The sequence below is a fragment of the Okeania sp. SIO3B5 genome (assembly GCF_010692555.1).
Taxonomy (GTDB): domain Bacteria; phylum Cyanobacteriota; class Cyanobacteriia; order Cyanobacteriales; family Microcoleaceae; genus Okeania.
The window spans coordinates 1-26,619 of record NZ_JAAHHG010000096.1; the positions used below are offsets into that span (position 1 = coordinate 1).

Sequence of the window (26,619 nt, forward strand, 5' to 3'; positions counted from 1 at the left end):
TTTGGGGACCGTGGCGAAAGTTCCACAGGTTGCCCCTTTGGAATCACAATTTGCTCCACTGCTAACCGTGCTTCCTCCAAAGCCTCCATCTCATCTTCCGAAGCTGAAGCAGCAAACAAATTCAAATCAGCAAACTCAGGAGTGTTAGGATCTTCCATATCCAATAACCGTCGCAGTGCCTTAGCAATTTGAGGCAAACCACTATTCTTAATCACATGAATAGGCACATGACGAGCCTTAGCAATATGCCGTAACTTAGACTGCTTCCTGGTGTGCGTTCGCAAAGCCAACACCACATCTGCACTATCAATATCCTTAGTCAAAACCACAGGCAAACCCAAAGTACTAATCACCTGTTCCATTTGATGACGTGGAATTGCATAAGGATAAATATGCAAAGGCAAATCCTCACCATTCGGACCCGTTGCCTGAGCTTCCCAACGCCCTGAATTTCCATTAGAAAACATCCCATTTCCCGAGAAAGACTCATCCAACAACTCTTCAAAAGACTTAGCCTCAGAAAACTCCACTGGTTGATTAACCTGACCCGTATTAGGCAATGGCACGATATAACCAGAATCACGAAAACCACTACGAGAAGTCAAAACTTCTCCTGACTGCCGCAATAGCGAACCAGCATTCTGACTAACACCCCCACCCAATCTTGGAGTACCATTATACTCTCGTGTAATCTTCACCTCACCATTCTCATCCACAGTCCTCACTTGTGGATTAGGTTTCTGCCCCCGCAGCAAAGCATCAACAGTATCAGCCACCTGCTCGTGAACCACCCAACGTTGTCTTTCCAACATTTCCACAGCAATTTCAAAAGTTGGCGGCGCTTTACGTTCCAGAACAGTTTTTTGAGAACCCCGACGTCGTGCTTCATCATCTCCCAAAGTTACAGCCTGAATACCCCCAATTAAATCCGATAGAGTCGGATTTTTTACCAAATTTTCCATCTGATTACCATGAGCAGTCCCCACTAACTGTACACCACGCTCTGCAATAGTTCTCGCTGCCAGAGCCTCCAATTCCGTACCAATCTCATCAATCACAATCACCTCTGGCATATGATTTTCCACCGCCTCAATCATAACTTGATGCTGTTGCTCCGGGCGAGCAACTTGCATCCGGCGGGCACGGCCAATAGCAGGGTGAGGAACATCTCCATCTCCAGCAATTTCATTAGAGCTATCAATAATCACCACCCGTTTTTCTAAATCATCAGCCAGCACCCGTGCAATTTCCCGTAGTGCCGTTGTTTTTCCTACACCAGGGCGACCGAGCATCAAAATCGACCTTCCGGTTTCCACTAACTCGCGAATCATACCAATTGTGCCAAAGACTGCCCGCCCCACTCGACAAGTTAAACCAATAACTTCTCCTGTGCGATTGCGAATAGCACTAATCCGGTGTAGCGTTTGCTCAATACCTGCTCGATTATCACTGCTAAAATCACCAACTCGTTCTATGGAATAATTGAGGTCTTTTCTAGAAATAGGAATTTCGCCCAGGTATTCTGCATGGGATGGAAAACGAGCTTCTGGGAGACGACCCAGATCCATCACAATTTCGATCAGGTTATTTCGCTGTTGATGTTGCAGTAGAGGCCGTCTAATTTGGTCTGGTACAATTTCTAGTAATCTATTAAGGTCGTCTGTAATCTGCATACTTTGTTAAAAGTTACTTCTATTCTACTGGGTGAGAAAAAAGCTTTTGAGGCAAAAACTGAAACTATAGCGCTGCGCGCAGGCAACAGGCAATAGGCAACAGCGGTGCGACCCCCCGTCGGCGTTAGCGCAGCTCCTCCGGAGGAGGCTAGACGCAAGGGAATGGGCACCAAGAGAGGCAATAGGGGGAAATCAAAAGCCATTTGCGCAAGCATTCCGTAGGAATCATATAAGACTTTTAGCTATTGGATAGTTCCTGCAATTTGTAAATATGCCAGCGCACATTCCTATACGATCGGAACTTACGCATGAACGCTATTGGTAGGGTGTGTTTCGGCTGTCGCCGACATGAAAAGCGCTAGCGTAACTGAACAACCATTATATATAGCGCTAGCGTAACTGAGCAACCATTATATATAGTGCCTTGACGTAAGTCCTGATGATATATCAGGAAAGGCGTAGGGCATCTCCCCTACCCCCCTTTGAAAGGGTAATTTTGACTTCTGCCCTCAGCATAGCTGCCTTCTGCCTTCGTTCATGGAAATTCATTACTAATTCCTCATTCTACTGAGATGATCCGACTTTTTTTGATTTGGGAAACCAAAGAGTTAGCTAAACTGACAGCTTCCCAAAGAAGTTCCGGTAAAACTTCTAGCTTTGTTAGCTGGGAATCATTAGTGAGTTCTTTAGCATTAACGCTAGTTGTGCTGTAGACAGATTCAATTGCCTGCAGCTGTGATTTGTGCATTTTTTCTAATTTTTCTAAAATTGGTGACAACAAAACGCGGGCATAGCTACCATAAGCTACACCAGCAACAAATCTATTTTCCGGAATATGAGTATTTAAATTTTTAGTAGAATTTTCTTGTTTGTTATTTTCAGAAGCTAGCAAACCTTTAGCAACAAGCTTGGCTACAGTAAAATTATTTGTGCCTCCTGCTAGCTGTACATACCCTGGTAGTTTTGCATTCAAAACCTTTTCACTTAATGCGATCGCAGCCATTGTGCTACCTGCCCCAATATCTCCACTCATCGGCTTACCATCAGTTTGCCAGATTAGAGTACAAGGAAGAGGAGAGATAATTTCGTACAAACTTTGTAAATATTCTACTAGCCCTTCTCCATCAGGGCAACTAATAGCAATTAGTTTTAATTGATTTACCCAAGGTTTTATGCTTTTCCAGAGTCGCTCAAAATCACTTTCTCTTCCAACTTTGGTGTGAATTTCAATGGCATCTACACCCGTCTGCAATACTAATGATGCAATAGAAGTAGGAGTAGATACATAAGAGCGAGCCTGTATTAGTTGCTTAGGGCATACAGACAAACATCTTCCACAACCGTAGCAAAGTTCATCTATAACCCCTGAATTACCAGTAGTTATAGTATCTCTATCTTCAGAAAAAACTATAGCATCTGCCGGACAGACTCTCTCACAAGGTCGCCAGCAGTCTGTGGGGCAAACAGTAGGGTCAAACTCAGCTTTGCGAAAATGAGGATCTTCTCCATCATTGATACTTACCATTATCCATGGTGCTGTTTGATAGCCAAATCCCTGTGAATTGGCCCAATCTTTGAGGCCCCTTGCTACCTGTAAAGCCTGCCCAGCAGAAGCGATCGCCGCCGGATCGGCAGCCACATCAATACAATCTGCACCTGCCAAAGTATAAGCTAATGTTAAATTTCTTACTGTTGGCAGATGTTGAAAGCTGGCCCCACAGATCAACTTGAACCAGTGGCCTTTTTTTAGCGAAATTAGGGGATAATAGCGTTCTCTCACGCTTATATAGTAGCCTTTAACTCAAAAAAATTTGAAGTACAAAGAATAATGTTAGCTCAAAAAACTCTTTAGCTAGGTACCAAAGCATTTTGAAGTGATGTCCATCTAAAGAAGCGATCGCCACCCATTTCCACTACTACCTTGACTCGTGGTTCTGATTTAGGTAGGACAGTTAAATACTCAATTTCTTGACTAGATAGAATCTGACCTTCTATAATCCACAAAACCAAACCCTTAGCTTTAGGTGGTAACTGTTCCAATCGATAGCTCACAATTGGCGGTACATAGTAAACATAACCAACTGCTGGGCCATTACCCGTACTTTTCTTACCTAAGTGAGGAGGTCTGACTCCATGTACCCCTGTCAGATACATGGCCAGATCGCCAAGACCTCTAGCAGTAATATTGTGACTTACATAGCCAGAAGCCCTTAACCGACGTTGATAACGCCCTTCAAACCCTCCTTCCAAAGGAACATAAACGGCCAAAGACCCAGACTTCTCCAAATCCTTAATCATTCCTCGACCAGTCGTAATCAGTGCCATGCTCAATCTTGTCCCTAATTTTTAGATTCTAGGTTATTATATTTGGTCTACATTATAGTTGTTTAAACCAAAGATACTTGTGTTCCTAGCGACCTCAAAAAAAATTATTTAAACCACTAGACAAGTCCTAGTAAATACTATACAATTATATATTGTCGCCAAAAAAAGTGAAGTAATGGGTAAGTATAGCCTATATCAACCCTATGATTGAGTTCAATCTTAGATTGGGGTTATACAAAGGTTAGTAACTTATTACTTGGCTAGCTATTTCAAGGCTAAAAATCAAGAAATAGTTAGTTGTGTAAGTTTCTATACTTCCTAGAAGAAAAAGGATACTGATTAGCAAGCTACTCAAGTCCTGGTGGCCATAAAGCTAAGAACTAGAGCTAAAGACAAAAAGCTAAAAAATATATAGATAGCTGGTAAGCATAAATATTATCGTTATCAGTAAGCGATGATATTTTATCTAAACGTTGGTTGAAGACCCGCGCTCTCCATCCCCCCTAGCCCCCCGATGATGCGGGGGGAACAAAAGAGGAGCATAGAGATGGGAAAACCAATCAATTGCGTGGCGTATGCCAATAGTTTGTTAGACTTAAAATTTGGCTGCTGGGCTAGCAGTGTCAGTCTGTGGAGCGCGCCTTTAGAGCGAAAAGAGGCTTGACCTTAGAGGCTGGTGCATTGTTAGCGCAGCTCCTCTGCAAGAGGCAGCAGAAAGACCTAAGAGCGCGATGGTTAGGAATCCCGCGCTCTCTCGTAGAGCAGCGTCGGGAGGATGTAAATGTCATGCTGAGTATTAGTTCTACAATTTCTCTAGTACAAAAATGAGAATCAAAACGAATACAAGCTTAAGTCATTAGTTCAATGGCTGAAAGCAGGCAGCTAGAGCAGCGATTTATTGCTCTAACATTTCGAGTAAAATCACTTGTGACAGCTATTCAAAAAGAAAGTAAGCTCACAGCTAGATTTTTTTCTATGCCGAGGAGTGTAGGAGTCTGTTGATAGGCTTGAAGCAAATGTGGATTTATCCCATTTACGGTGGACTAACCACAGAATCCAGGGTGTTTCAACCCCTGGAGACGTCAAAGAAGTTAAGTATTACTAACAAAAGACTTAGGCGATAAACCCTAAGTAGCAGTAAGGAAATTAACCACTTTTGTAATTAAGAGACCGGGATAAGTTTAAAATATTATTTATGTGTAAATAGTATGATTTATTAATTATTTGTTAGGTACAAAACTGTCTGTAAAAAAAATAAATTATTTTAATTAAAAAGCGTTTCCTGACGGAATGCTCTGCAAACAGATACCTAATACAAATTTTTAGAATGATAGGTGATAGCTAGTAAAAAAACATTATTGTTGTAGTGGATAAAAAAGTATAGGAGAGCGACAGTGGCAGTTGGTATCCTGGGCAAAAAACTAGGCATGACACAAGTATTTGAAGCTGAAACAGGAGCAGCAATTCCTGTAACAGTTGTACAAGCTGGTCCATGTGTAGTAACCCAAATTAAAACCGAACAAACAGACGGTTATACTTCAATCCAAATAGGATATGGAGAAGCCAAAAATAAAACCCGTCAACTCAATATCAAAGAACCAAAAGAAGTTAATAGGTATTTGACTAATGCTCAACAAGGGCACTTAGTAAAATCAGGTGGTATTCCCTTACGTCATCTACGAGAATACAGAGTAGAAAATACAGGTAACTTTGAACTGGGTCAACAAATAAAAGTCGATCTATTTGAAGCAGGCCAACTCGTTGATGTCACAGGAAAAAGTATTGGTAAAGGCTTTGCTGGCTATCAGAAACGTCATAACTTTAGACGTGGACCAATGGCTCACGGTTCCAAAAACCATCGTTTACCAGGTTCCACAGGTCCGGGAACAACTCCAGGGCGTGTTTATCCAGGTAAGAAAATGGCAGGGCATTTAGGAAACGTGCGAGTCACTACTAGAAAACTCAAAGTAGTGAGAATAGATACAGAAAGAGACTTATTGCTGATCAAAGGAAGCATTCCTGGTAAACCAGGCACATTAGTCAGCATTGCTCCAGCCAATATAGTAGGTCAAAATTGAAGAAGGCAGAAGGCAGGAGGCAGGAGGCAGAAGGGAAAATTGTATGGGGATAGGAGGGTTTGTAACTGTTGGCTAAAATCTGGTATTATCTATAAAAATCTGGGATTATCTGTTTATGCTACTTGGATATCATACTGAACTGCACCCCACAAACCAGCAAAGTTCTCGAACAACTGGAAAAAAACACAGCTAAAAGTAGCTAGACTACATAGTAGGATAGCCAACATCAGAAAAGATACATTGCATAAACGCGCCTACCTATTTGGCTAAAAACCACAGTCAAATAGTAATAAAAGACCTTAATGTATCAGGAATGATGGCAAATCATAAGTTGGCTAAGGCTATTGCTGATATGGGTTTTTATGAGTTTCGCAGACAGGCGCGAGTACAAGTGTGAGCTGTATGGTTCCCAACTAACCGTTGTGGATAGATGGTTTCCTAGTTCTAAAACTTGCAGTAGGTGTGGAACTGAATCGCGAGTCTCTGTGTTTATCAGAACGCGTGCTCAAATGCGAACACTGCAATTTTAGCTGTGATTGAGACTTAAATGCAGCGTTAAATTTAGCTATGGCGGTCAGTTCGACCGTGACAGCCTGTGGACTGGATAACGCCGACGTTGCCAGGTAGAAGCAGGAATAGAACAGATTATTTATAGAAAATCATAGATTTATATAGATAATCATAGGTTTCTAAGAACGGCAACCTGCCGCTCCGCGTCTACTCACCCCAAACAATTTTAAGCACCGTGGGTGACGGTGGGGTATTAAACCCATACATAAAGGAAAAGAAAAAAAAATTTTTTTGAGAAAAAAGATGGTTGATTGTGTAATAAAAAACTGGCAAGGTGAAGAAGTTGGACAAGCAACTCTTAACTTACGAGTAGCTAAAGAAGAAAGTGCAGCCCATGTTGTTCATAGGTCTTTAAGACTACAAATGGCGAATAACCGCCAAGGAACAGCCAGCACAAAAACAAGATCGGAAGTCAGAGGTGGAGGTCGTAAACCTTGGCGACAAAAAGGAACAGGTAGAGCAAGAGCAGGCTCCATCCGTTCACCTCTATGGCGTGGTGGTGGCGTAATTTTTGGTCCTAAACCAAGAGACTACTCCCATAAGATGAACCGCAAGGAAAAACGTCTAGCACTCAGCACCGCCTTCCAAAGTCGTTCAGAAGACTTAATTGCGATCGAAAATATTTCCGAGCAATTAACAAGACCTAAAACAAAAGAATTAGCCCAAGCGATCGCTCGTTGGGGAGTAGAACCAGAATCTAAAGTTCTGCTGGTATTAGAAGAGAAACAAGAAAATGTATATCTGTCAGGTCGTAATATTGCGAAACTGAAAATCTCTCTAGCTAATAACTTGAATATTTACGATATTCTAGAAGCAGATAAAATCATAGCCACCGCAGCAGCAATAGAGAAAATTCAGGAGATATATGGGGATAAAAGTTGATTCACGAGACTTAGTGGATATAGTAAAATGCCCAGTTGTCACAGAAAAAGCTACTAGATTAATGGAACTAAATCAATACACATTTGATGTAGATCCAAGGGCAACAAAGCCAATGATCAAAGCAGCAATTGAACAACTATTTGAAGTAAAAGTAACAGGTATGAATACCCTAAATTTACCAAGAAAAAAGAAAAGAGTAGGTAAATTTCAAGGCTTCAAACCTAGATATAAAAGAGCAATTGTCAGCTTAGAAGATGGAGAACCAATTAGAAAAGTTCTATTCCCAGACCTCTAAGAAAACTCAACTAAATTTAAAATATTTAAATCTGTAAAATCTCAAGTGGCATAGAAAATTAATTATGGGTATTCGTTCCTATCGACCCTATACTCCAAGTACCCGAGAACATAGTGTATCAGACTTTGCTGAGATAACTAGCTCAAAACCAGAAAAGTCCCTGGTAAAAAACAAGCATAGACGAAAGGGTCGTAACAACCGTGGTATAATTACCTGTCGTCACCGAGGCGGAGGTAGCAAGAAACTATATCGTGTTATCGACTTCCGTCGTAACAAACATAATATTCCGGCCAAAGTAGCATCAGTAGAATACGACCCGAACCGGAACGCCAGAATCGCACTACTACATTATCAAGATGGAGAAAAACGTTATATCCTTCATCCTGTAGGATTAAAAGTTGGTGCATCCATTATTTCTGGCATAAACGCTCCAATAGAAATTGGCAACGCCTTACCACTCAGTCAAATTCCCCTGGGTACAGATGTTCATAATGTAGAACTTGTTCCAGGTAAAGGAGGACAAATAGTTCGTGCTGCTGGTGCCGCTGCTCAATTGGTAGCAAAAGAAGGTGAGTATGTAACAATCAAACTCCCTTCTGGTGAACGACGTAAAGTTAGAGGAAGTTGCTACGCCACTATTGGCCAAGTTGGCAACGTCGATCATCGAAATATCAGCTTAGGAAAAGCAGGTCGCAACCGCTGGAAAGGTAAAAGACCTACAGTTAGAGGTAGTGTGATGAACCCAGTCGATCACCCTCATGGTGGTGGTGAAGGCCGGGCACCAGTAGGTAGAAGCGGACCAGTTACTCCTTGGGGTAAGCCAGCACTAGGTATGAAAACTCGTAAGAAGAAAAAACGGAGTGATGCTTTAATCGTACAACGTCGTCGTAAATCCTCGAAACGAGGAAAAGGTGGACGGCAAAGCTAAAATCAGTCTTCAGAATTTAGAATTTAGAATTTAGAATTCAGAAGTCAGTAGTTGTTTTTGTAACGGGGATTTGAGCAAGCCCCAAAAAACATTTCGCCTCTAACTTGAATAGTATTAAATCAATCATAAATTCAATTATGGCTCGATCATTAAAAAAAGGACCATTCATCGCAGATCATCTATTGAAAAAAATAGAAGATTTAAACGAGAAAAATCAAAAACAAGTAATTAAAACTTGGTCAAGAGCTTCAACTATTATTCCTGACATGGTAGGTCATACGATCGCAGTACATAACGGACGGCAACACGTCCCTGTGTTTATCTCCGATCAGATGGTAGGCCATAAGTTAGGGGAATTTGCACCGACTAGAACCTATCGAGGTCACGGTTCAGATAGAAAATCTAAAAGATAAATAGAAAACTTGTTGAAATTGATAATTGGAGAAAGGTATGCCTGTAGATACCAGTGAAGAAGTAAAAGCCGTAGCACGTTACATCCGAATGTCTCCCTTTAAAGTGCGACGCGTACTAGACCAAATTCGTGGCATCTCTTACCGGAAAGCGTTGATCATACTTGAATTTATGCCATATCGTTCCTGTGATCCTGTGCGTAAAGCATTGCGTTCAGCAGCAGCGAATGCCGAGCATAATAGAGGAATAGATCCAGAAACCTTAATTGTATCCAAAGCCTTTGCCGATCAAGGGCCTTGTTTGCCACGGTATCGACCTCGTGCTCAAGGTCGTGCTTACAGAATTCGTAAACCTACTTGTCACATTACAGTTGCAGTAGCTCCTGTAGTTGATTAGTAAAGATAAGGAATTTGAACGATTAGATTAAATTAATTTAAGTTATAGACGTAATGGGACAAAAAATACATCCAACTGGTTTTAGATTAGGCATTACCCAAGAGCATCGCTCTCGCTGGTATGCTGATGCTAAAAACTACCCAGATCTGTTGGAAGAAGACCACAAGATTCGTAAATATGTAAAGCAAACTCTGGCAAATGCAGGCATCTCTCAAATCAGAATTGAGCGTAAAGCAGACCAGATAGACTTAGAAGTTAGCACGGCAAGACCAGGTGTAGTGGTTGGTAGAGGCGGAGCAGGCATTGAGTCTTTGAGAGTAGGTTTACAACAACTTTTGGGAAGCAACCGTCAAATCAGAATCAACGTTGTTGAAGTGACAAAAGTAGACACTGATTCCATGCTTATTGGTGAATACATTGCTCAACAACTAGAAAAAAGGGTTTCTTTTCGTCGAGTTGTACGTCAAGCTATAACTAGGGCTCAAAAAGCAGGGGTAGAGGGTATAAAAGTACAAGTAAGTGGAAGAGTCAATGGAGCAGAAATTGCTCGTACCGAGGTGACAAGAGAAGGTAGTGTGCCATTGCATACATTGAGAGCTGACATTGATTATGCCTACTGTACTGCTAAAACAATCTACGGCATCCTGGGCATCAAGGTTTGGATATTCAAAGGAGAAATTATTCCTGGTCAAGAAGATGTTGGAAATGCACCAGTAAATCAACTAAAACGTAGACAACAAAAACGTCGTCAGCAATATGAAGACAGGTCTAACGAAGGATGAATTTAGAATTCAGAATTTAGAATTTAGAATTCAGAATTCAGAATTTGTAACGGGTATGCGCGAGCAACTATCCAAAAACATTTCGCCCTTAGTCAGATATTACTTTTGACTTTTAACTTTTGAATTGCGCGTAGCGCCATAACTGACTTTCTAGGAAAATACTAAATTAAGCACAAAATAGTAGACTATGTTAAGTCCTAAAAGAACAAAATTCCGTAAACAGCAACGCGGGCGAATGAGAGGTAATGCAAATAGTGGCAATACCATTAGCTTCGGCGAATTTGCTCTCCAAGCATTAGAACCTTCTTGGATTACTTCCCGTCAAATAGAAGCTTCTCGTCGTGCCATGACTCGTTATATCCGTAGGGGTGGGAAAATTTGGATTCGTATATTTCCAGATAAACCTGTGACAATGCGAGCAGCAGAAACCCGTATGGGTTCTGGTAAAGGTGCCCCAGAATATTGGGTAGCAGTAGTTAAACCAGGGCGCATTATGTTTGAGTTAGGTGGGGTTGCAGAAGAAATCGCTCGCGAAGCTATGCGTTTAGCATCATTTAAGTTGCCAATTAAGACTAGGTTTATTACACGCGATGGAGATTAATCTATGCCTTTTCCTAAAATAGAAGAAGTGAGGAATTTGAGTGATGACGAGCTTGTCGCTGAAATAGTTAACACTAAGCGAGAATTGTTCAATTTACGGATGTTAAAAGCTACCGGAAGATTGGAAAAACCTCATCTGTTCAAACACAACCGTCATCGACTGGCTCAATTGTTAACAATAGAAAGAGAACGAGAATTAGTAAAAGAAGCAGAAGCTTCTACTCAAGAAGTAGCAGAATCAGCTTCAAGTGAATCTTCGACTATAACTGTTGAAAAAGCAGATGTTGAAACAGCAGATAGTCCAGCTTGAAGAAGGCAGAAGGCAGAAGGCAGAAGGCAGAAGGCAGAAGGGAAAATTGCTGATGGATAGTCAATGATTGGCCACTTCGTGTCTGATAACCCCAAGCAATTTTAAGCAACTCCATTGACGGTGGGGTATTAAACTCGCCACTGAGAAGATAAAAATTAAAAACTTAATAGATGTAGCAATTAGTAAATTATTAATTGTTGACATTTTCAAAGTATTTCTCGGGAAAACTCAAGCAAACTTTATTATTGATAAAATAAGGAAAATTATGGCAGCTAAAGAAAGAGTCGGTGTAGTTGTCAGCAACAAAATGGACAAAACAATAGTGGTGGCGATCGAAAACCGTTCTGCCCACCCGAAGTACGGCAAAACAGTCGTGAAAACTAAAAAATATAAAGTTCACGACGAAGAAAATAAATGTAACGAAGGCGATCGCGTTAGAATTACAGAAACTCGTCCAATGAGTCGTACTAAACGTTGGCAACTTGCTGAGATCCTAAGTACCAAGATTAGTTAATAGTTGATTTTATTGGCCTTGGCAAACCGATTAAAATTAACAAATAAATTAACTTTAATTCTAACACATCTATAAAAACATCACAAAAACAGCAATGATTCAACAACAGTCCATATTAAATGTAGCTGATAATAGCGGTGCCCGGAAATTAATGTGCATCCGTGTAATAGGTGGTGGCAATCGTCGCTATGCTCGCATAGGTGACGTTATAATAGCTGTAGTCAAAGACGCATCTCCTAACATGGCGGTCAAAAAGTCAGATGTAGTGAGAGCTGTTGTTGTTCGTACTAGGAAAGGTTTACGTCGAGACAGTGGTATGAGCATTAGATTTGATGATAATGCAGCAGTAATTATCAACCAGGATGGAAATCCACGAGGAACTCGTGTATTTGGTCCAGTAGCTCGTGAATTACGAGACAAAAATTTTACTAAAATCGTATCCCTAGCACCGGAGGTACTATAAATGGCTTCTAAAAAGAAAAAACCTCAAATGAGCGCACAGGGAAAACCTATACGCTATAAAATGCACGTTAAGAAAGGTGACACAGTTCAAATAATTGCTGGAAAAGATAAAGGCAAAGTAAGCGAAATTATGAAGGTGTTGCCAAAAGTTAGCAAAGTAGTAGTGAAAGATATTAACGTCAAAACAAAGCACGTTAAACCTCAGCAAGAAGGAGAGTCAGGTAAGATTGTTAACATTGAAGCTCCTATTCATAGTTCTAATGTGATGCTCTACTCTAACAAAGAAAAGGTAGCTAGTCGCATTTGTTATACATTTACAGAAGATGGCCGCAAAGTGCGAAAGCTCAAAAAAACAGGTGAAATTATTGATTAATTACTAAGTAAATAATGGTTAAAATTAGAAAATTAAAGACCAGAGTCAAATCACTATTTACTGCATAAATTACTAAACTAATAGTTACCAAAACTATGGCAGAAAGACTAAAGAGTTTTTACCAAGAAAAAATTGTTCCCAAAATGATGGAGCAATTTAAGTATAAAAATATTCACCAGGTACCAAAACTGGTTAAAATAACATTGAACCGGGGTTTAGGGGAAGCATCTCAAAATGCTAAAGCTCTAGACTCCTCAATCAAAGAAATAGCCACAATTACAGGTCAAAAACCAGTAGTGACTAGGGCAAAAAAAGCGATCGCCGGATTTAAAATCCGTAACGGAATGCCAGTAGGAGTTATGGTTACTCTACGCTCTGGAAAAATGTATGAATTTCTAGACCGACTAATTAATTTAGCATTACCTAGAATTAGAGACTTTAGAGGCACAAATCCTAAAAGCTTTGACGGTCGAGGAAATTACAGCTTAGGCTTAAAAGAGCAGCTAATTTTTCCAGAGATAGAATATGACAGTATCGATCAAATTCGGGGAATGGACATTTCAATTATTACTACAGCTAAAACTGATGAGGAAGGCCGCGCCTTACTTAAAGAAATGGGAATGCCCTTTCGGACTAATTAACTTAAAGTAGTTAAGGAAAAAAGGAAAAAATGGCGGCTAACGACACAATATCAGATATGTTGACGCGAATTCGCAACTCCTGCATGGCGCAACATACAACAACAAAAGTTCCAGCAACAAAGATGACTCGCAGTATTGCCAAAGTATTGAGCGAGGAAGGTTTTATTGGTGGGTTTGAACAAGAAGGCGAAGGTATTAAGAAGTTCTTAGTAATTTCTTTAAAATACAAAGGCAAAAATAGACAACCCATTATTAGATATCTGAAGCGAGTTAGTAAACCTGGACTCCGGGTATATAAAAATCGTAAAGAATTACCACGAGTTTTAGGTGGAATAGGAATAGCTATTATTTCCACATCCAGTGGAATTATGACTGATAGAGAAGCTAGAAAAAGAGGCATCGGAGGAGAAGTCCTTTGTTATGTTTGGTAATAATTAATAATTAATAATTAATAATTAATAATTACCTATCCTTTAAAAGAACAGGATCAACTCAAAGTTTTTTTCTTTTTATCTCTGTAAAAAAGGAAGCTTGAAACCACTTTTTTTTTTGGTAAAACTGTTGATTTCGTGTCTTGAATTGATGTAATTAAAAATTTTGCAAGAGGTCTGTTCGAGAGCTATTCACTAACCGAAAGAAAACAATATCTAGCAACCTAATATATATACAAAGAAAGCTATGTCTAGAATTGGTAAGCTTCCAATCAAGATTCCCAAGAAAGTGACCGTTACCATTGATGGTCAAAAAGTAACAGTAAAAGGCCCGAAAGGTGAACTGTCTAGAGTTCTGTCCCCAGAAATAGCTGTTGAGCAGCAGGAAGACACTATTGTGGTTAAACCACAAAGTGAAACTCGCCGTGCTCGTCAGCAATATGGTCTATCTAGAACTCTAGTTGCCAATATGGTCGAAGGCGTATCAAAAGGATATGAAAAGCGACTACAAATTCAAGGTGTAGGGTATCGTGCTCAAGTTCAAGGCAAGAACTTGATTTTAAACGTAGGTTACAGTAAACCAGTAGAAATGCCTTCTCCGGAAGGTATTCAGGTGGCAGTAGAAAATAATACTAATGTAATTGTTACTGGCATCAATAAAGAATTGGTAGGAAATACTGCTGCGCGAATTCGTGCTGTTCGTCCACCAGAAGTATACAAAGGCAAAGGTATTCGCTATGCAGGTGAAATGATTAAACTCAAAGCAGGTAAATCAGGTAAAAAATAGACAATGAAGTATACTCGTAAAGACTCTGTCAGAAAGCGGCATCGTCGGGTGCGAAAAAAGGTATTTGGTACATCAGAACGCCCTAGATTATCAGTATTTCGCTCAAATCTGCATATCTATGCTCAAGTAATTGATGATACTAAACAACATACCTTAGCTGCAGCATCAACTGTAGAACCAGAATTAAAATCAAGTTCAGGAGCTAACTGTGATGCTTCTGTGCAAGTAGGAAAATTAATTGCACAGCGATCGCTGGAAAAAGGAATAGAAAAAGTAGTTTTCGACCGTGGTGGAAATATCTATCATGGCCGTGTAAAAGCTTTAGCTGAGGCAGCTCGTGAAGCTGGATTAGATTTCTAGATAATTAGTAAAGTTACACAAAAAAAAAGAACTTGACAAAAGGTAACAACTATGGCAGAACAACAACAGCAGCGTCGTAAAAAAAATAACCGTACAAAAGAGAAAGAAAGTGAATGGCAGGAAAGGGTTGTCCAAATTCGCCGAGTCACTAAAGTTGTTAAAGGTGGTAAAAACCTGAGTTTCCGGGCTATCGTTGTCATAGGCAATGAAAAAGGTCAAGTAGGCGTAGGAGTGGGTAAAGCAGCAGATGTTATTGGTGCTGTAAAGAAAGGAGTTGCGGATGGCAAAAAACATATAGTAGAAGTCCCTCTCACAAAATCTAACTCTATTCCCCATCCTGTAAATGGTGTTGGTGGTGGAGCTAAAGTAATGATGCGACCAGCAGCACCAGGTACGGGAGTTATCGCGGGAGGAGCTGTGAGAACAGTTCTTGAACTAGCAGGTGTTCAGAATATATTAGCCAAACAGCTAGGGTCTAATAATCCATTAAACAATGCTAGAGCTGCTGTTAACGCCTTATCTGCTTTGAGGACATTGGCCGATGTTGCTCAAGAAAGAGACCTACCTGTGGAACATCTATATGCTTAAGCAGGGAACAGGCAACAGGCAGTTTTAAGCACCCCTGTTGATGGTGGGGTATTAAATCCGCAAAAGATACAGATAAAATTTGAATCTTGATCTTAATGGCAAATTCATCGGTGGCAAGATAAAACAATATGAGATTAAAAGATGCAATTCCTAAAAAAGGTTCTCAGAAACGCCCTCGTAGATTAGGACGAGGCATCTCAGCAGGTCAAGGCGCAAGCTGTGGTAAGGGGATGCGCGGTCAAAAATCTCGGTCTGGTAGCAGTACTAGACCGGGTTTTGAAGGTGGTCAAAATCCTCTTTATCGTCGCTTGCCAAAGTTAAAAAGTTTTCCGATGGTAAATCGGAAAAAATATACAATTATCAATGTGGGTAAGTTGGCATCATTACCAACAAACACAGAGGTAACTCTTGCCTCTCTAATGGAAGCGGGAATTATTACAAGTAATGATGGACCGCTCAAAGTCCTCGGAGATGGAGAGTTGAATGTTGCACTAAATGTTCATGCTATAGGTTTTACAGCTACAGCTCGTTCCAAAATAGAAGCAGCAGGTGGTAGTTGCGAACAAATAGGTAAGAATTAAGAGTTTAGAATTTAGAATTTAGAATTACCTTTTCTTATAAATTTAAGAGGATTGGTTAGAAGGATTTTTTTTCTTTTTTCTTCATGATTTTCAGTAAACTTTCTAGTTTTTTCAGGTTATCTCAAGTAGAGTTTCAAAAGCTTTAGTTGAAGAAAAACCTTGGTTTTCAAACAAACAAAATCTCTAGAAGCGGAGGATTCTACCTAATTTTGCTAAAATCAAAAATATAAAATATAAATCTCAAATAAGTATGGACATTAGTAGAGAAAAGTCACCAACTGCTCAAGAAACATTCTTGCAGATGGCCCAAGCAGCAGGGTTGCGGGGGCGACTGCTAGTGACAATAGGTTTACTTCTTTTGGTGCGTCTAGGTGTTTACTTACCAGTACCAGGAATAAATAGAGGTGCTTTTGAAGCAAGTATAGGAAATCAGGCTTTAACTGGATTTCTTGACCTATTTTCTGGTGGAGGTTTCTCGGCATTGGGTATTTTTGCATTAGGTATCATACCTTATATTAATGCCTCGATCATCATTCAATTGATGACAGCAGCTTTACCCAGTTTAGAAAATCTGCAGAAGAATGAAGGTGAAGCAGGACGTCGTAAAATTTCTCAAATCACTCGCTATGTGGCCTTGGGTTGGTCGGTCTTACAAAGCTTTGGTTTAGCAATATTTCTGAATAGTTCATCTGTAGAAATTAATGGCTCATCGGTAAGTGTAGCTATTAGTCCAGGGCCTCTATTTATTGCTAAGACTATTTTAGCAATTACAGCAGGTTCCATGTTTGTGATGTGGATATCTGAATTAATTACAGAAAGAGGAATTGGTAATGGAGCATCATTGTTGATATTTGTCAATATTGTGGCTGTATTACCTCAATCACTGGGCGACACTATTAAATTGTTTGAAGGAGGAGACCGTGCTATCGTCGGTCGTGCGATTGTTCTGCTTCTAGTATTCCTAGTGATGATTGTAGGCATTGTCTTTGTACAAGAGGGAAGCCGCAGAATTCCTATACTTTCAGCTCGCCGCCAAGTAGGTAGAAAACTTTATCGGGAAACAAAAAGCTATTTACCTTTACGATTAAATCAGGGTGGAGTAATGCCAATTATCTTTGCTTCTGCCGTCCTTATATTACCTGTATCTTTAGCTCAGTTTTCTAACAATCCACTTTTATCTCAGATTATTACTTCTATAAGTCCTAGTGGCCCGACTCCTTGGTTATATGCTCTATTTTACTTTGTTCTAATCTTATTCTTCAGCTATTTCTACGCTTCCCTAATTATGAACCCAGTGGATATGTCGCAGAACCTGAAGAAAATGGGGGCAAGTATCCCAGGTATTCGCCCAGGTAAAACTACTAGCGATTATATAGAGAAAGTTTTGAATAGGTTGACTTTCCTAGGAGCTATTTTCCTTGGTTTAGTAGCAATTATTCCTACGGCAGTAGAAAGTGCAACTCGTGTACCTACTTTTAGAGGATTAGGAGCTACCTCTCTGTTAATTCTAGTAGGTGTAGCTATAGACACAGCAAAACAAATTCAAACTTATGTTATCTCTCAGAGATACGAAGGAATGGTGAAGCAATAGTGGTAAAACTGATATTCTTAGGTCCGCCAGGGGCAGGCAAGGGAACACAGGCATCTCGAATAGCAGATTTTTACCAAGTTCCTCATATTTCTACAGGTGATATTTTACGCAATAATGTGGCAGAAAAATCATCCCTGGGTTTACAAGCGAAAGAATACATGGACAAAGGTGAATTAGTTCCCGATCAACTCATCCTTGACATGGTTGAAGAGAGACTGAAACAAAATGATGCTCAAAATGGTTGGATTTTAGATGGCTTTCCGAGAAATGTGACTCAAGCAGATTTTGTAGAAAAACTTTTATCTGCAAGTAAAATTGGAAATGACACTCGAGAAGAAAAAGCTGAAATTAGTAATTCTTTGATGGTCATAAATTTACAAGTTCCAGATAAGGTTTTAGTCAGTCGCTTATTATCAAGAGGTCGCCAAGATGATAATGAGGAAACCATAACAAATCGTTTAAAAGTCTACCATCAACAAACAGAACCTTTGATTGAATTTTACAAAGAACGTCAACAGCTAGTTACTATAGATGGAAATAATTCCATTGATTCTGTGACTAATTTTCTAAAACAAGCTATTAGATGAGCGTCACAAGGTAAATAGAAATTGGATTCGATCGACTTTTTCAACCCTCAAATTAGCTATAGATAGTTGAAGCTGTTGATGCCAGCTAAATATTTAGAGATATGATTATCGCTCATCCTCAATAACCTCTAAAAATCACAAATTTTTGATAAGATATGTTGAGGGGAATCACCTGAAATAACAGGCTGTTCCGAATATAAATTGGTAACTTGCAGGGTTGAGGTGATTAACAGTTGGCAAAACAAGATCTTATAGAAATGGAGGGTACAGTGACGGAGTCCCTACCGAATGCTATGTTCAGAGTGGACCTAGATAATGGGTTTAATGTGCTAGCTCATATTTCTGGAAAAATCCGTCGTAATTACATCAAAATTCTGCCAGGCGATCGAGTCAAGGTAGAGTTAACACCTTATGACTTGACAAAAGGTCGAATTACATATCGGCTAAGGAAAAAGTAGTAACTATCATATCTCTACTCAATAATTTGTATAGAGATAATCTACTTGCTGAAAACATTATTAAATGATACAATACTAAATTTGTAGTATTGCCATAATAAGGCATGAAAGTTAGAGCATCTGTCAAAAAAATGTGTGAAAAGTGTCGTGTTATTCGTCGTAAAGGACGAGTAATGGTTATATGCGTTAATCCCAAACATAAACAACGTCAGGGTTAAGCATATTTCGACACAGGCATCAGATTATTTGTTGCCTAGTAATTAACCTAGTTTAAGTTTAATTTTAAGGTGATGGAGATAAAGTAAAGTGGCACGAATTGCAGGAGTAGACCTCCCACGCGATAAGCGTATAGAAATTGGTCTGACATACATATATGGAATTGGACTATCTCGGTCTCAAGAAATTTTAGATGAAACGGGTGTAAATCCTGATACCCGTGTTAAGGATTTAAGTGATGCTGATATAGCAGCACTTCGTTCTACGGTTCAGAATAACTACCAAGTTGAAGGAGACCTGAGACGATTGGAAGCCATGAACATCAAGCGGTTGATGGATATTGGTACTTACCGGGGTCGTCGGCACAGGATGGGTCTACCAGTTAGAGGACAGCAGACTCGCACCAATGCCAGAACTCGTAGAGGTGTACGTCGAACTGTAGCTGGTAAGAAAAAAGCTAGTGCGAAGAAATAGAAGTTTGTTTGTATCTTTATGTAAAGCTATTATAATCTACGTAGAGACCTAGCTCACTAAAGGGCGGGAAAAATAACGTCGGATGTATCAAACTGGTAAAGGTTTATTGGTTAACGCTTACTTAAATAGTAATAGTGCAGGGAACATACTTGCCTCCGGCACACTTCGCGAACGAAAAGTAGAGAAACAATTAGGTATAAACCTAGTCAAGGTCTGTAGGCAAGTTTTGACCCTTGCTACCAGATTTCGGTTCTGGGAAACCAAAACTAAAAAAGCTAGGAGGTATGGCTTTAGCCCCTAATCCTAGGAACAGTTGAGAATCCTTGCGCTTTTAAGCCGGGGAGAGGTCAATTAAGTACAAACAAATTGATGTGATTTAGTCAAATTGAAAGTAAATTCATCAACTTAGATTATCAACTCTGAAAATCAATTGTTATTGTCTCATTACACTCTTAAATCAAGGAGACAAAAGAATTATTTCTAGTTAAGTTTGTTGACTTAGGTGAAAAAATTTTACCTTGGTTTTGAAACACAAAAGATTAGCTATCTTAGATATTATAACTATAGATATCTATAGCTTTTCTACTAAAAGTAAAAACTCGGTCTGGTAAAAAATCATCACATTAACTAAGTTGACTATGTAGACTAGGATTTTGTTTTCAAATACAAAACGTGGCTATTGCTATTTCTAAAAGTATAGCATTTAAAAACTCAATAGCCAACAAAAAAAAAGCTTATTTCTCAGACAATCTGTGATGTAAAACCAAAACACAATATTTCTAGTAACTTTAAGGATATAGCATAACTTTTAACGCTATATCAAAGCAAACAATTCTTATAAGATTAAGATTAGAGATAAGTCCACTTGTTCTGAGAAAAGTACATTATTACTTTGAGATACCACTCATAAAGACAAATATGGCACGACAACCAGGTAAAAAAACAGGTGCAAAAAAGCAAAAAAAGAATGTGCCCAGTGGGGTGGCTTACATTCAGTCTACCTTCAATAATACAATTGTAACTATTACTGACTTGAACGGTGAAGTAATTTCTTGGGCTTCAGCAGGTTCTAGTGGTTTCAAAGGAGCAAAAAAAGGAACTCCCTTTGCCGCACAAACAGCCGCAGAAAGCGCAGCACGTCGAGCTAATGACCAAGGAATGCGTCAGATTCAAGTAATGGTTAGTGGTCCTGGAGCAGGAAGAGAAACTGCTATTAGGGCTTTACAAGGGGCAGGGCTAGAGATCACCTTGATCCGAGATATTACCCCAATTCCTCACAATGGCTGCCGTCCACCAAAACGGCGTAGAGTCTAATCAAATTATTAACTCTGGGTTCAATGTTCAAGGGAGGTCACTCCGTGGCGCAGTTTCATTACGAGTGTATAGAATCTAAAACTGACAAAGATCGTAGTCAGTATGGAAAATTTATTATAGAGCCATTAGCTCGCGGTCAAGGGACAACAGTAGGTAATGCACTGAGGCGAGTTCTACTATCTAACTTAGAAGGAACAGCCATTACATCAGTGAGGATAGCTGGGGTTAATCATGAGTTTGCCACAATCAAAGGGGTAAGGGAAGATGTTCTAGAGATCCTACTGAATATGAAAGAGGTTGTTCTCAAAAGCCATTCCAACCAACCACAAATTGGTAGAGTCAGGATAGATGGGCCAGCAACATTAACTACAGATCGTTTTGATGTACCTTCGGAGGTGGAAATAATCGATCGCAGTCAATATGTGGCTACTCTATCCCCTGGTTCAACTCTGGAGATGGAGTTCAGAATTGAGAAAGGGACTGGTTATAGAGCGGTAGATCGTACTCGCGATGATGTTACAGCTCTTGATTTTCTGCAAATTGATGCCATTTTTATGCCAGTTCGTAAGGTTAACTATACAGTTGAAGCTCGTATAGGTGGATCTGCAGAAGAAGACCGACTCATTATGGAAGTTTGGACTAATGGTAGTTACACACCTCAAGATGCTTTGAGTCATGCTGCTAGTATCTTAATGAGTTTGTTTGAGCCACTCAAAGATATTACTAATATGGCAGAGCCTCCATCAGGAGAGCCTACAGATCCAACAAGTCAGATTCCAATAGAAGAATTACAACTATCGGTTCGGGCCTATAACTGTCTGAAAAGAGCGCAAATTAACTCTGTTGCAGATCTACTGGAGTACAGTCAAGAAGACCTTTTAGAGATCAAAAACTTTGGTCAAAAATCTGCTGAGGAAGTTATAGAAGCTTTACAGAAACGCTTGGGGATAACTTTACCTCAAGAAAAAGTTGCTAAAGCTACTTAGAGGCCAAAAGTTAGAAATTCAAACCAGTTTTTGTCAATGGCATCAAAAATGTAAATCTGAAATACTATGCTTTCAAAGATGACCAACCGAATTTTTGAAGCTGTTAGTAGCAGTACGGAAAACAAATCGAAAACATTCGTTCAAATATTTTAGATACTCAAAGTAGTCATGCGTCATAGTCGTCGTGTTCCAAAGCTAGGAAAACCAGCAGATCAGCGTCGCGCTCTTCTGCGGTCTCTAGCCACTGAATTAATCCGTCATGGTAAAATTACTACCACAAAAACCCGTGCTAAAGCTGTACAGTCAGAAGCAGAAAAAATGATTTCCTTAGCAAAGGATGGATCGTTAGCAGCTCGCCGACAAGCTTTAGGTTATATCTATGATAAGAAGCTAGTTCACTCTCTATTTGAGGGGGCACAGGATAGATACGGTTCTCGTAATGGAGGTTATACCCGTGTTTTAAGAACTGTTCGCCGTCGTGGAGATAATGCAGAAATGGCAATTATTGAACTGGTTTAAGGTCTATAGTTATATGGGAGTATGTCACTTCAGCGTGTTGCTCTTGTAATTCAATATCAAGGCACTCATTTTCATGGGTGGCAAAGACAGCCAAATCAACGAACTGTACAAGAAGAGATTGAAAATACTATTTCTTCTGTGGTTAACCAGCCTGTAATATTACATGGTGCAGGAAGAACAGATGCGGGAGTTCATGCCGCAGCACAAGTAGCTCATTTCGATGTTCCAGGCCCAATTCCTGCCCATAAATGGGCTACTATTCTCAATTCACGGTTGGCTAATGATATCTTAATCGCCAGTTCTGCTCAAGTCGAATCTACCTGGCACGCTCGGTTTTCTGCAACTTCGCGGCGTTATCGCTACACTCTATATACAGAAAAACGGCCTAATTTGTTTGTGATGCCTTTTGTCTGGCATTACTATCAAGCACCATTAGATCCAGTGTTGATTCAAGCTGCTTTGAATCCTTTAATTGGCCGTCATCACTTGGCTGCTTTTCAAAGAGCTGGCTCTTCTCGTCCTCATTCTTGGGTAGATGTACAAGAGGTTAAGTGTGAAAGTCAGGGACCATTTATTCATATAGAGGTTCAAGCTAGTGGGTTTCTATATGGAATGATGCGATTATTGGTGGGGTTACTTATTCAAGTGGGTCAACAGAAGCTATCTCTGGAAAGTTTTACAGATATCTGGGTTAATCAAAGAAGGGAAGTTGTGAAGCACTCAGCTCCGGCTAGTGGCCTCTGTTTATTGCGGGTTGGTTATCTGGAATTTCCTTTTACTCAAGAAGTTTGGTATAATAATATGCCGAAATTTATTTTTTGAAGTCAGGGAATAGGGAATAGGGAATAGGGAATAGGGAATAGGGGGATGAAATTGTTGATTTCATATCTTGAATTGATTTAATTAAATTACCCTCTAAAAAGCTGATAACTGATAACTGATAACTGATAACTGATAACTGAAATGACCGCTTCTTAAAAAAAAATAACTAAATTAAGTAGATTATGAATACAACATACGTTCCACCACTGAATTCTCTAGAGCCAAAATGGTATGTTATTGATGCGGAAGGTCAACGCTTAGGGCGATTAGCTACTGCTATTGCGATGATTATTAGGGGTAAGAATAAACCTACTTATACTCCACATCTCGATACAGGAGATTTTGTAATTGTCGTTAATGCTGAAAAGGTGGATGTAACTGGTAAAAAAAGTAGTCAGAAACTTTATCGTCGCCATTCAGGAAGGCCAGGAGGCATGAAAACAGAGGTTTTTTCTAAGTTGCAAGCTCGTTTGCCTCAAAGAATTATTGAGGAGGCAGTTTACGGAATGCTACCAAAAAATTCTCTGGGAAGAAAACTTCATACTAAACTAAAAGTTTATCCAGGGCCTGACCATCCTCACCAAGCTCAAAAACCTGAAACGTTAACTATTCAAACTATTCCAGGAGAACAAAAATAATGCAAGCAAAAGAAAGTGGCCGTGCTATGTATTGGGGTACTGGTCGTCGTAAGTCTTCGATCGCTTCAGTACGTCTAGTTCCAGGTACAGGCAAATTGATTATTAATGGCAAGGATGGTGAGTTATACCTACAATATAATCATGGTTATTTATCATCTGCTAAAGCTCCATTAGAGACTTTAGGTTTGGAAAATGAGTATGACATTCTAGTTAAAGCCACAGGAGGTGGGTTGACTGGACAAGCTGATTCTATTAAGTTAGGCGTTGCTAGAGCTTTGTGCCAGTTAGACCCAGATAATCGTAAACCTCTGAAGACAGAAGGATATTTGACTCGCGACCCCCGGGCTAAAGAACGGAAAAAGTATGGTTTACGCAAAGCTCGTAAAGCACCTCAATATTCCAAACGATGATATTTTAACAAAATTGCCAATTGTTACAAATTTGTGATAATTGGCAAAAAATTTTATATGGCTTTGATTTATTAAATTATCTAGTAGTGCGTCTAGACTAAAGTTGTGAGTAAAATCTAACTACTCAATCCCCTTAGAAAGGCTATGGTTTATAAAAATCTTTCTTAACATAAAACTTGACAAAAGATAGAAGTTATGTATTAGCCATTTAATGGGTATTCCGGGAGAGTAAACGTATTTAATTAGGGTTTGCTGAAAAAGTCTTTTAGTAGGGGTAGGAGACAACCCACCCCTAACCCCTCCCAGGAGGGGAAGAGGGGAAGACAGGAGACAGGAGAAAGGAGACAGGAGGAACGAGGAATTAATTAGGAGGTAGTCGGAAAAATTGTAAGAGTGATTTTTCTGCCATAATCGTCCCAAAATACTAGCTTTATGCAGCTCTTTGAGCTGAAAAGCTGGCACTTTTTTAGACCAAAAAATGCGCTCAACCTTTATCTGTCAATGCTTTGATATTTAATCAGCAAACCCTAATTAGAAGCTTTTTCCCTCCATCTCCCCATCTACAGGGTTTTAGGAGTTCCTTATAAGGGATAGCCTTTGAAAGGGGGGTTGGGAGAGGTATTCATTTTCTCAAACTTACCAACATTTTAAAGCTAGATAGGCTACTAGGATAAGATTTATTTCTACACAGAAGCTACTGTAATAATTCAGTAGAATAAGTTAAAATAGTACATAAAAATATTTGTAATTTTAAGTAGAGTAAAGAAAATGCCTAAAGCTGGTATTCATCCTGAGTGGTATCCAGAAGCCAAAGTTTACTGTAATGGTGAAGTGGTAATGACAATTGGTTCTACAAAACCAGAGATTAATGTTGATGTTTGGTCGGGAAATCATCCCTTTTTTACAGGTACTCAAAAAATTATTGATACTGAAGGAAGAGTTGAGAGATTTATGCGTAAATATAGTAAGAAAGATGGAGGGAAAAGCTCTAAATCTAAAAAGAGTAAGGATAAAAAATAGCTGGAATGTCAATTGTCCTTAATTAGTTGTCTTTGACTACTCCCCGCAGCTGTTGCCGAGGGGATTCTAAGTTGATACTACGCAACAGGATAAATTCATGTTGCTTAGTTTTTTCTTAGCTGACTAAAGATATACTCTTTGGGGACAATTTCATTGTGCCCCTACACAGTCGGCTTAAGTTTAACCCTAGCTTTCTGTCTACAGAATAACACAGGATAACTAAAGTTGTCTAGTCTCAACGACTCGCTTGTTTTCATTCCCCGCTTAAAACACGGGGCTTTCAACCTCGCTTTTCGGTTATTTTATAGACAACAATTAATATCAACATCTCACAAAAAATCCCCCATAAATAAAATACTAATTAAGACAAGGGACAACTGACAATGGCTGAAACATATTTACTAGAAAAATTAAAATCCGTTGAGCAAACCTACAATGAGTTAACTCTACGTTTAGCAGATCCAGATATTGCAAAAGATCCAACTGAGTTCCAAAAAGTAGCTAAAGCACGTTCCTCATTAGAAGAAGTGGTAAATACTTATGAAGAGTGGAAAAATACTCAGGAAGAATTAGCTGATGCTAAGGAAATATTGAAAGAAGCTGGTGGCGACCAAGAAATGGAAGAGATGGCCAGAATGGAAGTACAGGAATTGGAGGCCAAGCTGGAATCTCTGGAAATTCAAATGAAAATTGCCCTACTACCACGAGATCCCAACGATGATAAGAATATTATGTTGGAGATTAGAGCTGGTACAGGAGGAGATGAAGCGAGTATTTGGGCAGGGGACTTGGTGAGAATGTACTCCCGTTATTCAGAAACTCAAAAATGGAAGGTGAGTTTACTAAGTGAATCTTTAGCAGATATGGGAGGTTTTAAAGAAGCGATTTTAGAGATTAAGGGAGAACAGGTTTATAGTAAGCTGAAGTTTGAAGCAGGGGTTCATCGGGTTCAAAGAGTTCCAGTAACAGAAGCAGGTGGGAGGGTACATACTTCAACGGCAACGGTGGCTATTATGCCTGAAGTCGATGATGTGGAAGTTGAGATAGATGCAAAAGATATTGAACTGACAACTGCTCGTTCTGGTGGAGCAGGTGGACAAAATGTGAACAAGGTGGAAACTGCTGTAGATTTATTTCATAAACCCACCGGAATTAGAATTTTCTGTACTCAGGAGCGCAGTCAGCTACAAAACAGAGAGCGGGCAATGCAAATTTTACGAGCTAAACTTTATGAGATGAAGCTACAGGAGCAACAACAAGAAGTTAGTTCGATGAGGCGATCGCAAGTAGGTACTGGTTCCCGTTCAGAAAAAATTCGGACTTATAACTATAAGGATAATAGGGTGACAGATCATCGCTTGAGTCAGAACTTTTCTCTTGCACCTCTTCTGGAGGGAGATATCGAAAATGTAATTCAAGCTTGTATTACTCAAGATCAGCAGGAACGTTTGCAAGAGTTAGCAGCATCTACATCTACCCCGATGTCAGTGTAATTGACAAAAAAATTGGATTCAAGCTTCGCCCTGAAGAGGGCGAATTTTTCTTATTTTTTCCTGTGCTTAGAAAACTTACAGCGGTTTCCGTTGTTATGAGGTAA

General features: G+C 39.6%; 37 protein-coding genes and 1 pseudogene. 35 read left to right on the forward strand and 3 right to left on the reverse strand.

The genetic code is table 11. The features are described 5' to 3' along the window. The 3 genes from F6K54_RS15190 to F6K54_RS15200 form a co-directional block, all read right to left on the reverse strand. Window positions 1-1,673, reverse strand: a 1,673-nt coding sequence (locus F6K54_RS15190; RefSeq protein ID WP_293078850.1) for an AAA family ATPase, incomplete at its 3' end; no start/stop codon positions are given. A 559-nt stretch (window positions 1,674-2,232) separates the two neighbouring features. After that, entirely contained in the window at window positions 2,233-3,453 is a 1,221-nt protein-coding gene (ldpA, locus tag F6K54_RS15195) for a circadian clock protein LdpA (protein ID WP_293078852.1), read from the reverse strand. A 68-nt stretch (window positions 3,454-3,521) separates the two neighbouring features. Next, the gene (locus tag F6K54_RS15200) at window positions 3,522-3,998 is read right to left on the reverse strand and encodes an NAD(P)H-quinone oxidoreductase subunit N (protein ID WP_293078854.1); all 477 of its coding nucleotides are present in this window, start codon (window positions 3,996-3,998) and stop codon (window positions 3,522-3,524) included. 1,394 nt (window positions 3,999-5,392) lie between these two features. Here F6K54_RS15200 and rplC point away from each other — a divergent pair. From rplC to prfA, 35 genes and pseudogenes are all read left to right on the forward strand, one after another. Beyond that, window positions 5,393-6,076, forward strand: a complete 684-nt coding sequence (rplC, locus tag F6K54_RS15205) for a 50S ribosomal protein L3 (RefSeq protein ID WP_293078856.1) — start codon at window positions 5,393-5,395, stop codon at window positions 6,074-6,076. 168 nt (window positions 6,077-6,244) lie between these two features. After that, window positions 6,245-6,346 (forward strand): annotated as a pseudogene (locus F6K54_RS42945) (hypothetical protein); the annotation flags it as partial. Continuing rightward, window positions 6,339-6,473 carry a hypothetical protein gene (locus tag F6K54_RS15210; protein ID WP_293078857.1) on the forward strand — a complete coding sequence of 45 codons (135 nt, stop codon included), beginning with the start codon at window positions 6,339-6,341 and terminating at the stop codon, window positions 6,471-6,473. The pseudogene F6K54_RS42945 and the gene F6K54_RS15210, both read left to right, overlap by 8 nt. Continuing rightward, on the forward strand, window positions 6,439-6,606 hold the full coding sequence (locus F6K54_RS15215) for a zinc ribbon domain-containing protein (RefSeq protein WP_293078859.1): 168 nt from the start codon (window positions 6,439-6,441) through the stop codon (window positions 6,604-6,606). Before F6K54_RS15210 ends, F6K54_RS15215 begins: the two co-directional genes overlap by 35 nt. 283 nt (window positions 6,607-6,889) lie before the next feature. Beyond that, window positions 6,890-7,528 (forward strand): 50S ribosomal protein L4, encoded by a 639-nt coding sequence (gene rplD / locus F6K54_RS15220; protein WP_293078861.1) that lies wholly within the window; start codon window positions 6,890-6,892, stop codon window positions 7,526-7,528. Next, a complete protein-coding gene (locus F6K54_RS15225) occupies window positions 7,512-7,823 on the forward strand; it encodes a 50S ribosomal protein L23 (RefSeq protein ID WP_124145130.1) in 312 nt (103 codons plus the stop codon). The genes rplD and F6K54_RS15225 overlap by 17 nt, the downstream gene beginning before the upstream one ends. A gap of 64 nt (window positions 7,824-7,887) precedes the next feature. Beyond that, complete coding sequence (gene rplB, locus F6K54_RS15230) at window positions 7,888-8,751, forward strand: 50S ribosomal protein L2 (RefSeq protein ID WP_293078863.1); 864 nt, start codon at window positions 7,888-7,890, stop codon at window positions 8,749-8,751. 137 nt (window positions 8,752-8,888) lie between these two features. Next, window positions 8,889-9,164 carry a 30S ribosomal protein S19 gene (gene rpsS, locus F6K54_RS15235; protein WP_124145128.1) on the forward strand — a complete coding sequence of 92 codons (276 nt, stop codon included), beginning with the start codon at window positions 8,889-8,891 and terminating at the stop codon, window positions 9,162-9,164. 37 nt (window positions 9,165-9,201) lie between these two features. Then, complete coding sequence (gene rplV, locus F6K54_RS15240) at window positions 9,202-9,558, forward strand: 50S ribosomal protein L22 (protein ID WP_293078865.1); 357 nt, start codon at window positions 9,202-9,204, stop codon at window positions 9,556-9,558. Window positions 9,559-9,611: 53 nt separating this feature from the next. After that, window positions 9,612-10,340: a 30S ribosomal protein S3 gene (rpsC, locus tag F6K54_RS15245; RefSeq protein WP_293078867.1), complete on the forward strand. Its 729-nt coding sequence runs from the start codon at window positions 9,612-9,614 to the stop codon at window positions 10,338-10,340. A gap of 187 nt (window positions 10,341-10,527) precedes the next feature. Then, entirely contained in the window at window positions 10,528-10,941 is a 414-nt protein-coding gene (gene rplP, locus F6K54_RS15250; protein ID WP_293078869.1) for a 50S ribosomal protein L16, read from the forward strand. Between the two features lie 3 nt (window positions 10,942-10,944). Further along, window positions 10,945-11,250: a 50S ribosomal protein L29 gene (rpmC, locus tag F6K54_RS15255; RefSeq protein WP_293078871.1), complete on the forward strand. Its 306-nt coding sequence runs from the start codon at window positions 10,945-10,947 to the stop codon at window positions 11,248-11,250. Between the two features lie 265 nt (window positions 11,251-11,515). Next, entirely contained in the window at window positions 11,516-11,764 is a 249-nt protein-coding gene (rpsQ, locus tag F6K54_RS15260) for a 30S ribosomal protein S17 (protein ID WP_293078873.1), read from the forward strand. A 94-nt stretch (window positions 11,765-11,858) separates the two neighbouring features. Next, a complete protein-coding gene (gene rplN / locus F6K54_RS15265) occupies window positions 11,859-12,227 on the forward strand; it encodes a 50S ribosomal protein L14 (protein ID WP_202225079.1) in 369 nt (122 codons plus the stop codon). Then, complete coding sequence (gene rplX / locus F6K54_RS15270; RefSeq protein WP_293078875.1) at window positions 12,228-12,599, forward strand: 50S ribosomal protein L24; 372 nt, start codon at window positions 12,228-12,230, stop codon at window positions 12,597-12,599. It abuts the gene before it with no gap. A gap of 95 nt (window positions 12,600-12,694) precedes the next feature. Continuing rightward, on the forward strand, window positions 12,695-13,240 hold the full coding sequence (gene rplE / locus F6K54_RS15275) for a 50S ribosomal protein L5 (protein WP_293078877.1): 546 nt from the start codon (window positions 12,695-12,697) through the stop codon (window positions 13,238-13,240). Window positions 13,241-13,269: 29 nt separating this feature from the next. Then, window positions 13,270-13,671: a 30S ribosomal protein S8 gene (gene rpsH, locus F6K54_RS15280; RefSeq protein ID WP_293078879.1), complete on the forward strand. Its 402-nt coding sequence runs from the start codon at window positions 13,270-13,272 to the stop codon at window positions 13,669-13,671. A gap of 247 nt (window positions 13,672-13,918) precedes the next feature. Continuing rightward, window positions 13,919-14,458, forward strand: coding sequence for a 50S ribosomal protein L6 (gene rplF / locus F6K54_RS15285; RefSeq protein ID WP_293078881.1), 540 nt, complete (start codon window positions 13,919-13,921; stop codon window positions 14,456-14,458). A 3-nt stretch (window positions 14,459-14,461) separates the two neighbouring features. Beyond that, window positions 14,462-14,818: a 50S ribosomal protein L18 gene (gene rplR / locus F6K54_RS15290; protein WP_293078883.1), complete on the forward strand. Its 357-nt coding sequence runs from the start codon at window positions 14,462-14,464 to the stop codon at window positions 14,816-14,818. A 51-nt stretch (window positions 14,819-14,869) separates the two neighbouring features. Then, on the forward strand, window positions 14,870-15,406 hold the full coding sequence (gene rpsE / locus F6K54_RS15295; RefSeq protein ID WP_293078885.1) for a 30S ribosomal protein S5: 537 nt from the start codon (window positions 14,870-14,872) through the stop codon (window positions 15,404-15,406). Between the two features lie 128 nt (window positions 15,407-15,534). Beyond that, entirely contained in the window at window positions 15,535-15,987 is a 453-nt protein-coding gene (rplO, locus tag F6K54_RS15300) for a 50S ribosomal protein L15 (protein WP_287241296.1), read from the forward strand. 250 nt (window positions 15,988-16,237) lie between these two features. Continuing rightward, entirely contained in the window at window positions 16,238-17,578 is a 1,341-nt protein-coding gene (gene secY, locus F6K54_RS15305) for a preprotein translocase subunit SecY (RefSeq protein WP_293078889.1), read from the forward strand. Next, window positions 17,578-18,165, forward strand: a complete 588-nt coding sequence (locus F6K54_RS15310; protein ID WP_293078891.1) for an adenylate kinase — start codon at window positions 17,578-17,580, stop codon at window positions 18,163-18,165. Before secY ends, F6K54_RS15310 begins: the two co-directional genes overlap by 1 nt. A 233-nt stretch (window positions 18,166-18,398) precedes the next feature. Next, on the forward strand, window positions 18,399-18,623 hold the full coding sequence (gene infA, locus F6K54_RS15315; RefSeq protein ID WP_008191178.1) for a translation initiation factor IF-1: 225 nt from the start codon (window positions 18,399-18,401) through the stop codon (window positions 18,621-18,623). A gap of 104 nt (window positions 18,624-18,727) precedes the next feature. Continuing rightward, window positions 18,728-18,841: a 50S ribosomal protein L36 gene (gene rpmJ / locus F6K54_RS15320; protein WP_287522657.1), complete on the forward strand. Its 114-nt coding sequence runs from the start codon at window positions 18,728-18,730 to the stop codon at window positions 18,839-18,841. Window positions 18,842-18,929: 88 nt separating this feature from the next. Beyond that, on the forward strand, window positions 18,930-19,313 hold the full coding sequence (gene rpsM, locus F6K54_RS15325; protein ID WP_293078893.1) for a 30S ribosomal protein S13: 384 nt from the start codon (window positions 18,930-18,932) through the stop codon (window positions 19,311-19,313). A gap of 82 nt (window positions 19,314-19,395) precedes the next feature. After that, window positions 19,396-19,614, forward strand: coding sequence for a hypothetical protein (locus F6K54_RS15330; protein ID WP_293078895.1), 219 nt, complete (start codon window positions 19,396-19,398; stop codon window positions 19,612-19,614). Window positions 19,615-20,231: 617 nt separating this feature from the next. Continuing rightward, entirely contained in the window at window positions 20,232-20,627 is a 396-nt protein-coding gene (gene rpsK / locus F6K54_RS15335; RefSeq protein ID WP_293078897.1) for a 30S ribosomal protein S11, read from the forward strand. 44 nt (window positions 20,628-20,671) lie between these two features. Further along, window positions 20,672-21,613 (forward strand): DNA-directed RNA polymerase subunit alpha, encoded by a 942-nt coding sequence (locus tag F6K54_RS15340; protein ID WP_366558143.1) that lies wholly within the window; start codon window positions 20,672-20,674, stop codon window positions 21,611-21,613. 168 nt (window positions 21,614-21,781) lie between these two features. Continuing rightward, entirely contained in the window at window positions 21,782-22,132 is a 351-nt protein-coding gene (gene rplQ / locus F6K54_RS15345; RefSeq protein ID WP_293078901.1) for a 50S ribosomal protein L17, read from the forward strand. 21 nt (window positions 22,133-22,153) lie between these two features. Continuing rightward, window positions 22,154-22,954 carry a tRNA pseudouridine(38-40) synthase TruA gene (gene truA / locus F6K54_RS15350; protein ID WP_293078903.1) on the forward strand — a complete coding sequence of 267 codons (801 nt, stop codon included), beginning with the start codon at window positions 22,154-22,156 and terminating at the stop codon, window positions 22,952-22,954. A 182-nt stretch (window positions 22,955-23,136) separates the two neighbouring features. Further along, complete coding sequence (gene rplM / locus F6K54_RS15355) at window positions 23,137-23,592, forward strand: 50S ribosomal protein L13 (RefSeq protein WP_293078905.1); 456 nt, start codon at window positions 23,137-23,139, stop codon at window positions 23,590-23,592. Beyond that, complete coding sequence (gene rpsI, locus F6K54_RS15360; protein ID WP_124143143.1) at window positions 23,592-24,002, forward strand: 30S ribosomal protein S9; 411 nt, start codon at window positions 23,592-23,594, stop codon at window positions 24,000-24,002. The genes rplM and rpsI overlap by 1 nt, the downstream gene beginning before the upstream one ends. A 768-nt stretch (window positions 24,003-24,770) precedes the next feature. Beyond that, the gene (gene rpmE, locus F6K54_RS15365; RefSeq protein WP_124143144.1) at window positions 24,771-25,022 is read left to right on the forward strand and encodes a 50S ribosomal protein L31; all 252 of its coding nucleotides are present in this window, start codon (window positions 24,771-24,773) and stop codon (window positions 25,020-25,022) included. 383 nt (window positions 25,023-25,405) lie between these two features. Beyond that, entirely contained in the window at window positions 25,406-26,515 is a 1,110-nt protein-coding gene (gene prfA / locus F6K54_RS15370; RefSeq protein WP_293078908.1) for a peptide chain release factor 1, read from the forward strand. Window positions 26,516-26,619 lie beyond the last annotated feature (104 nt).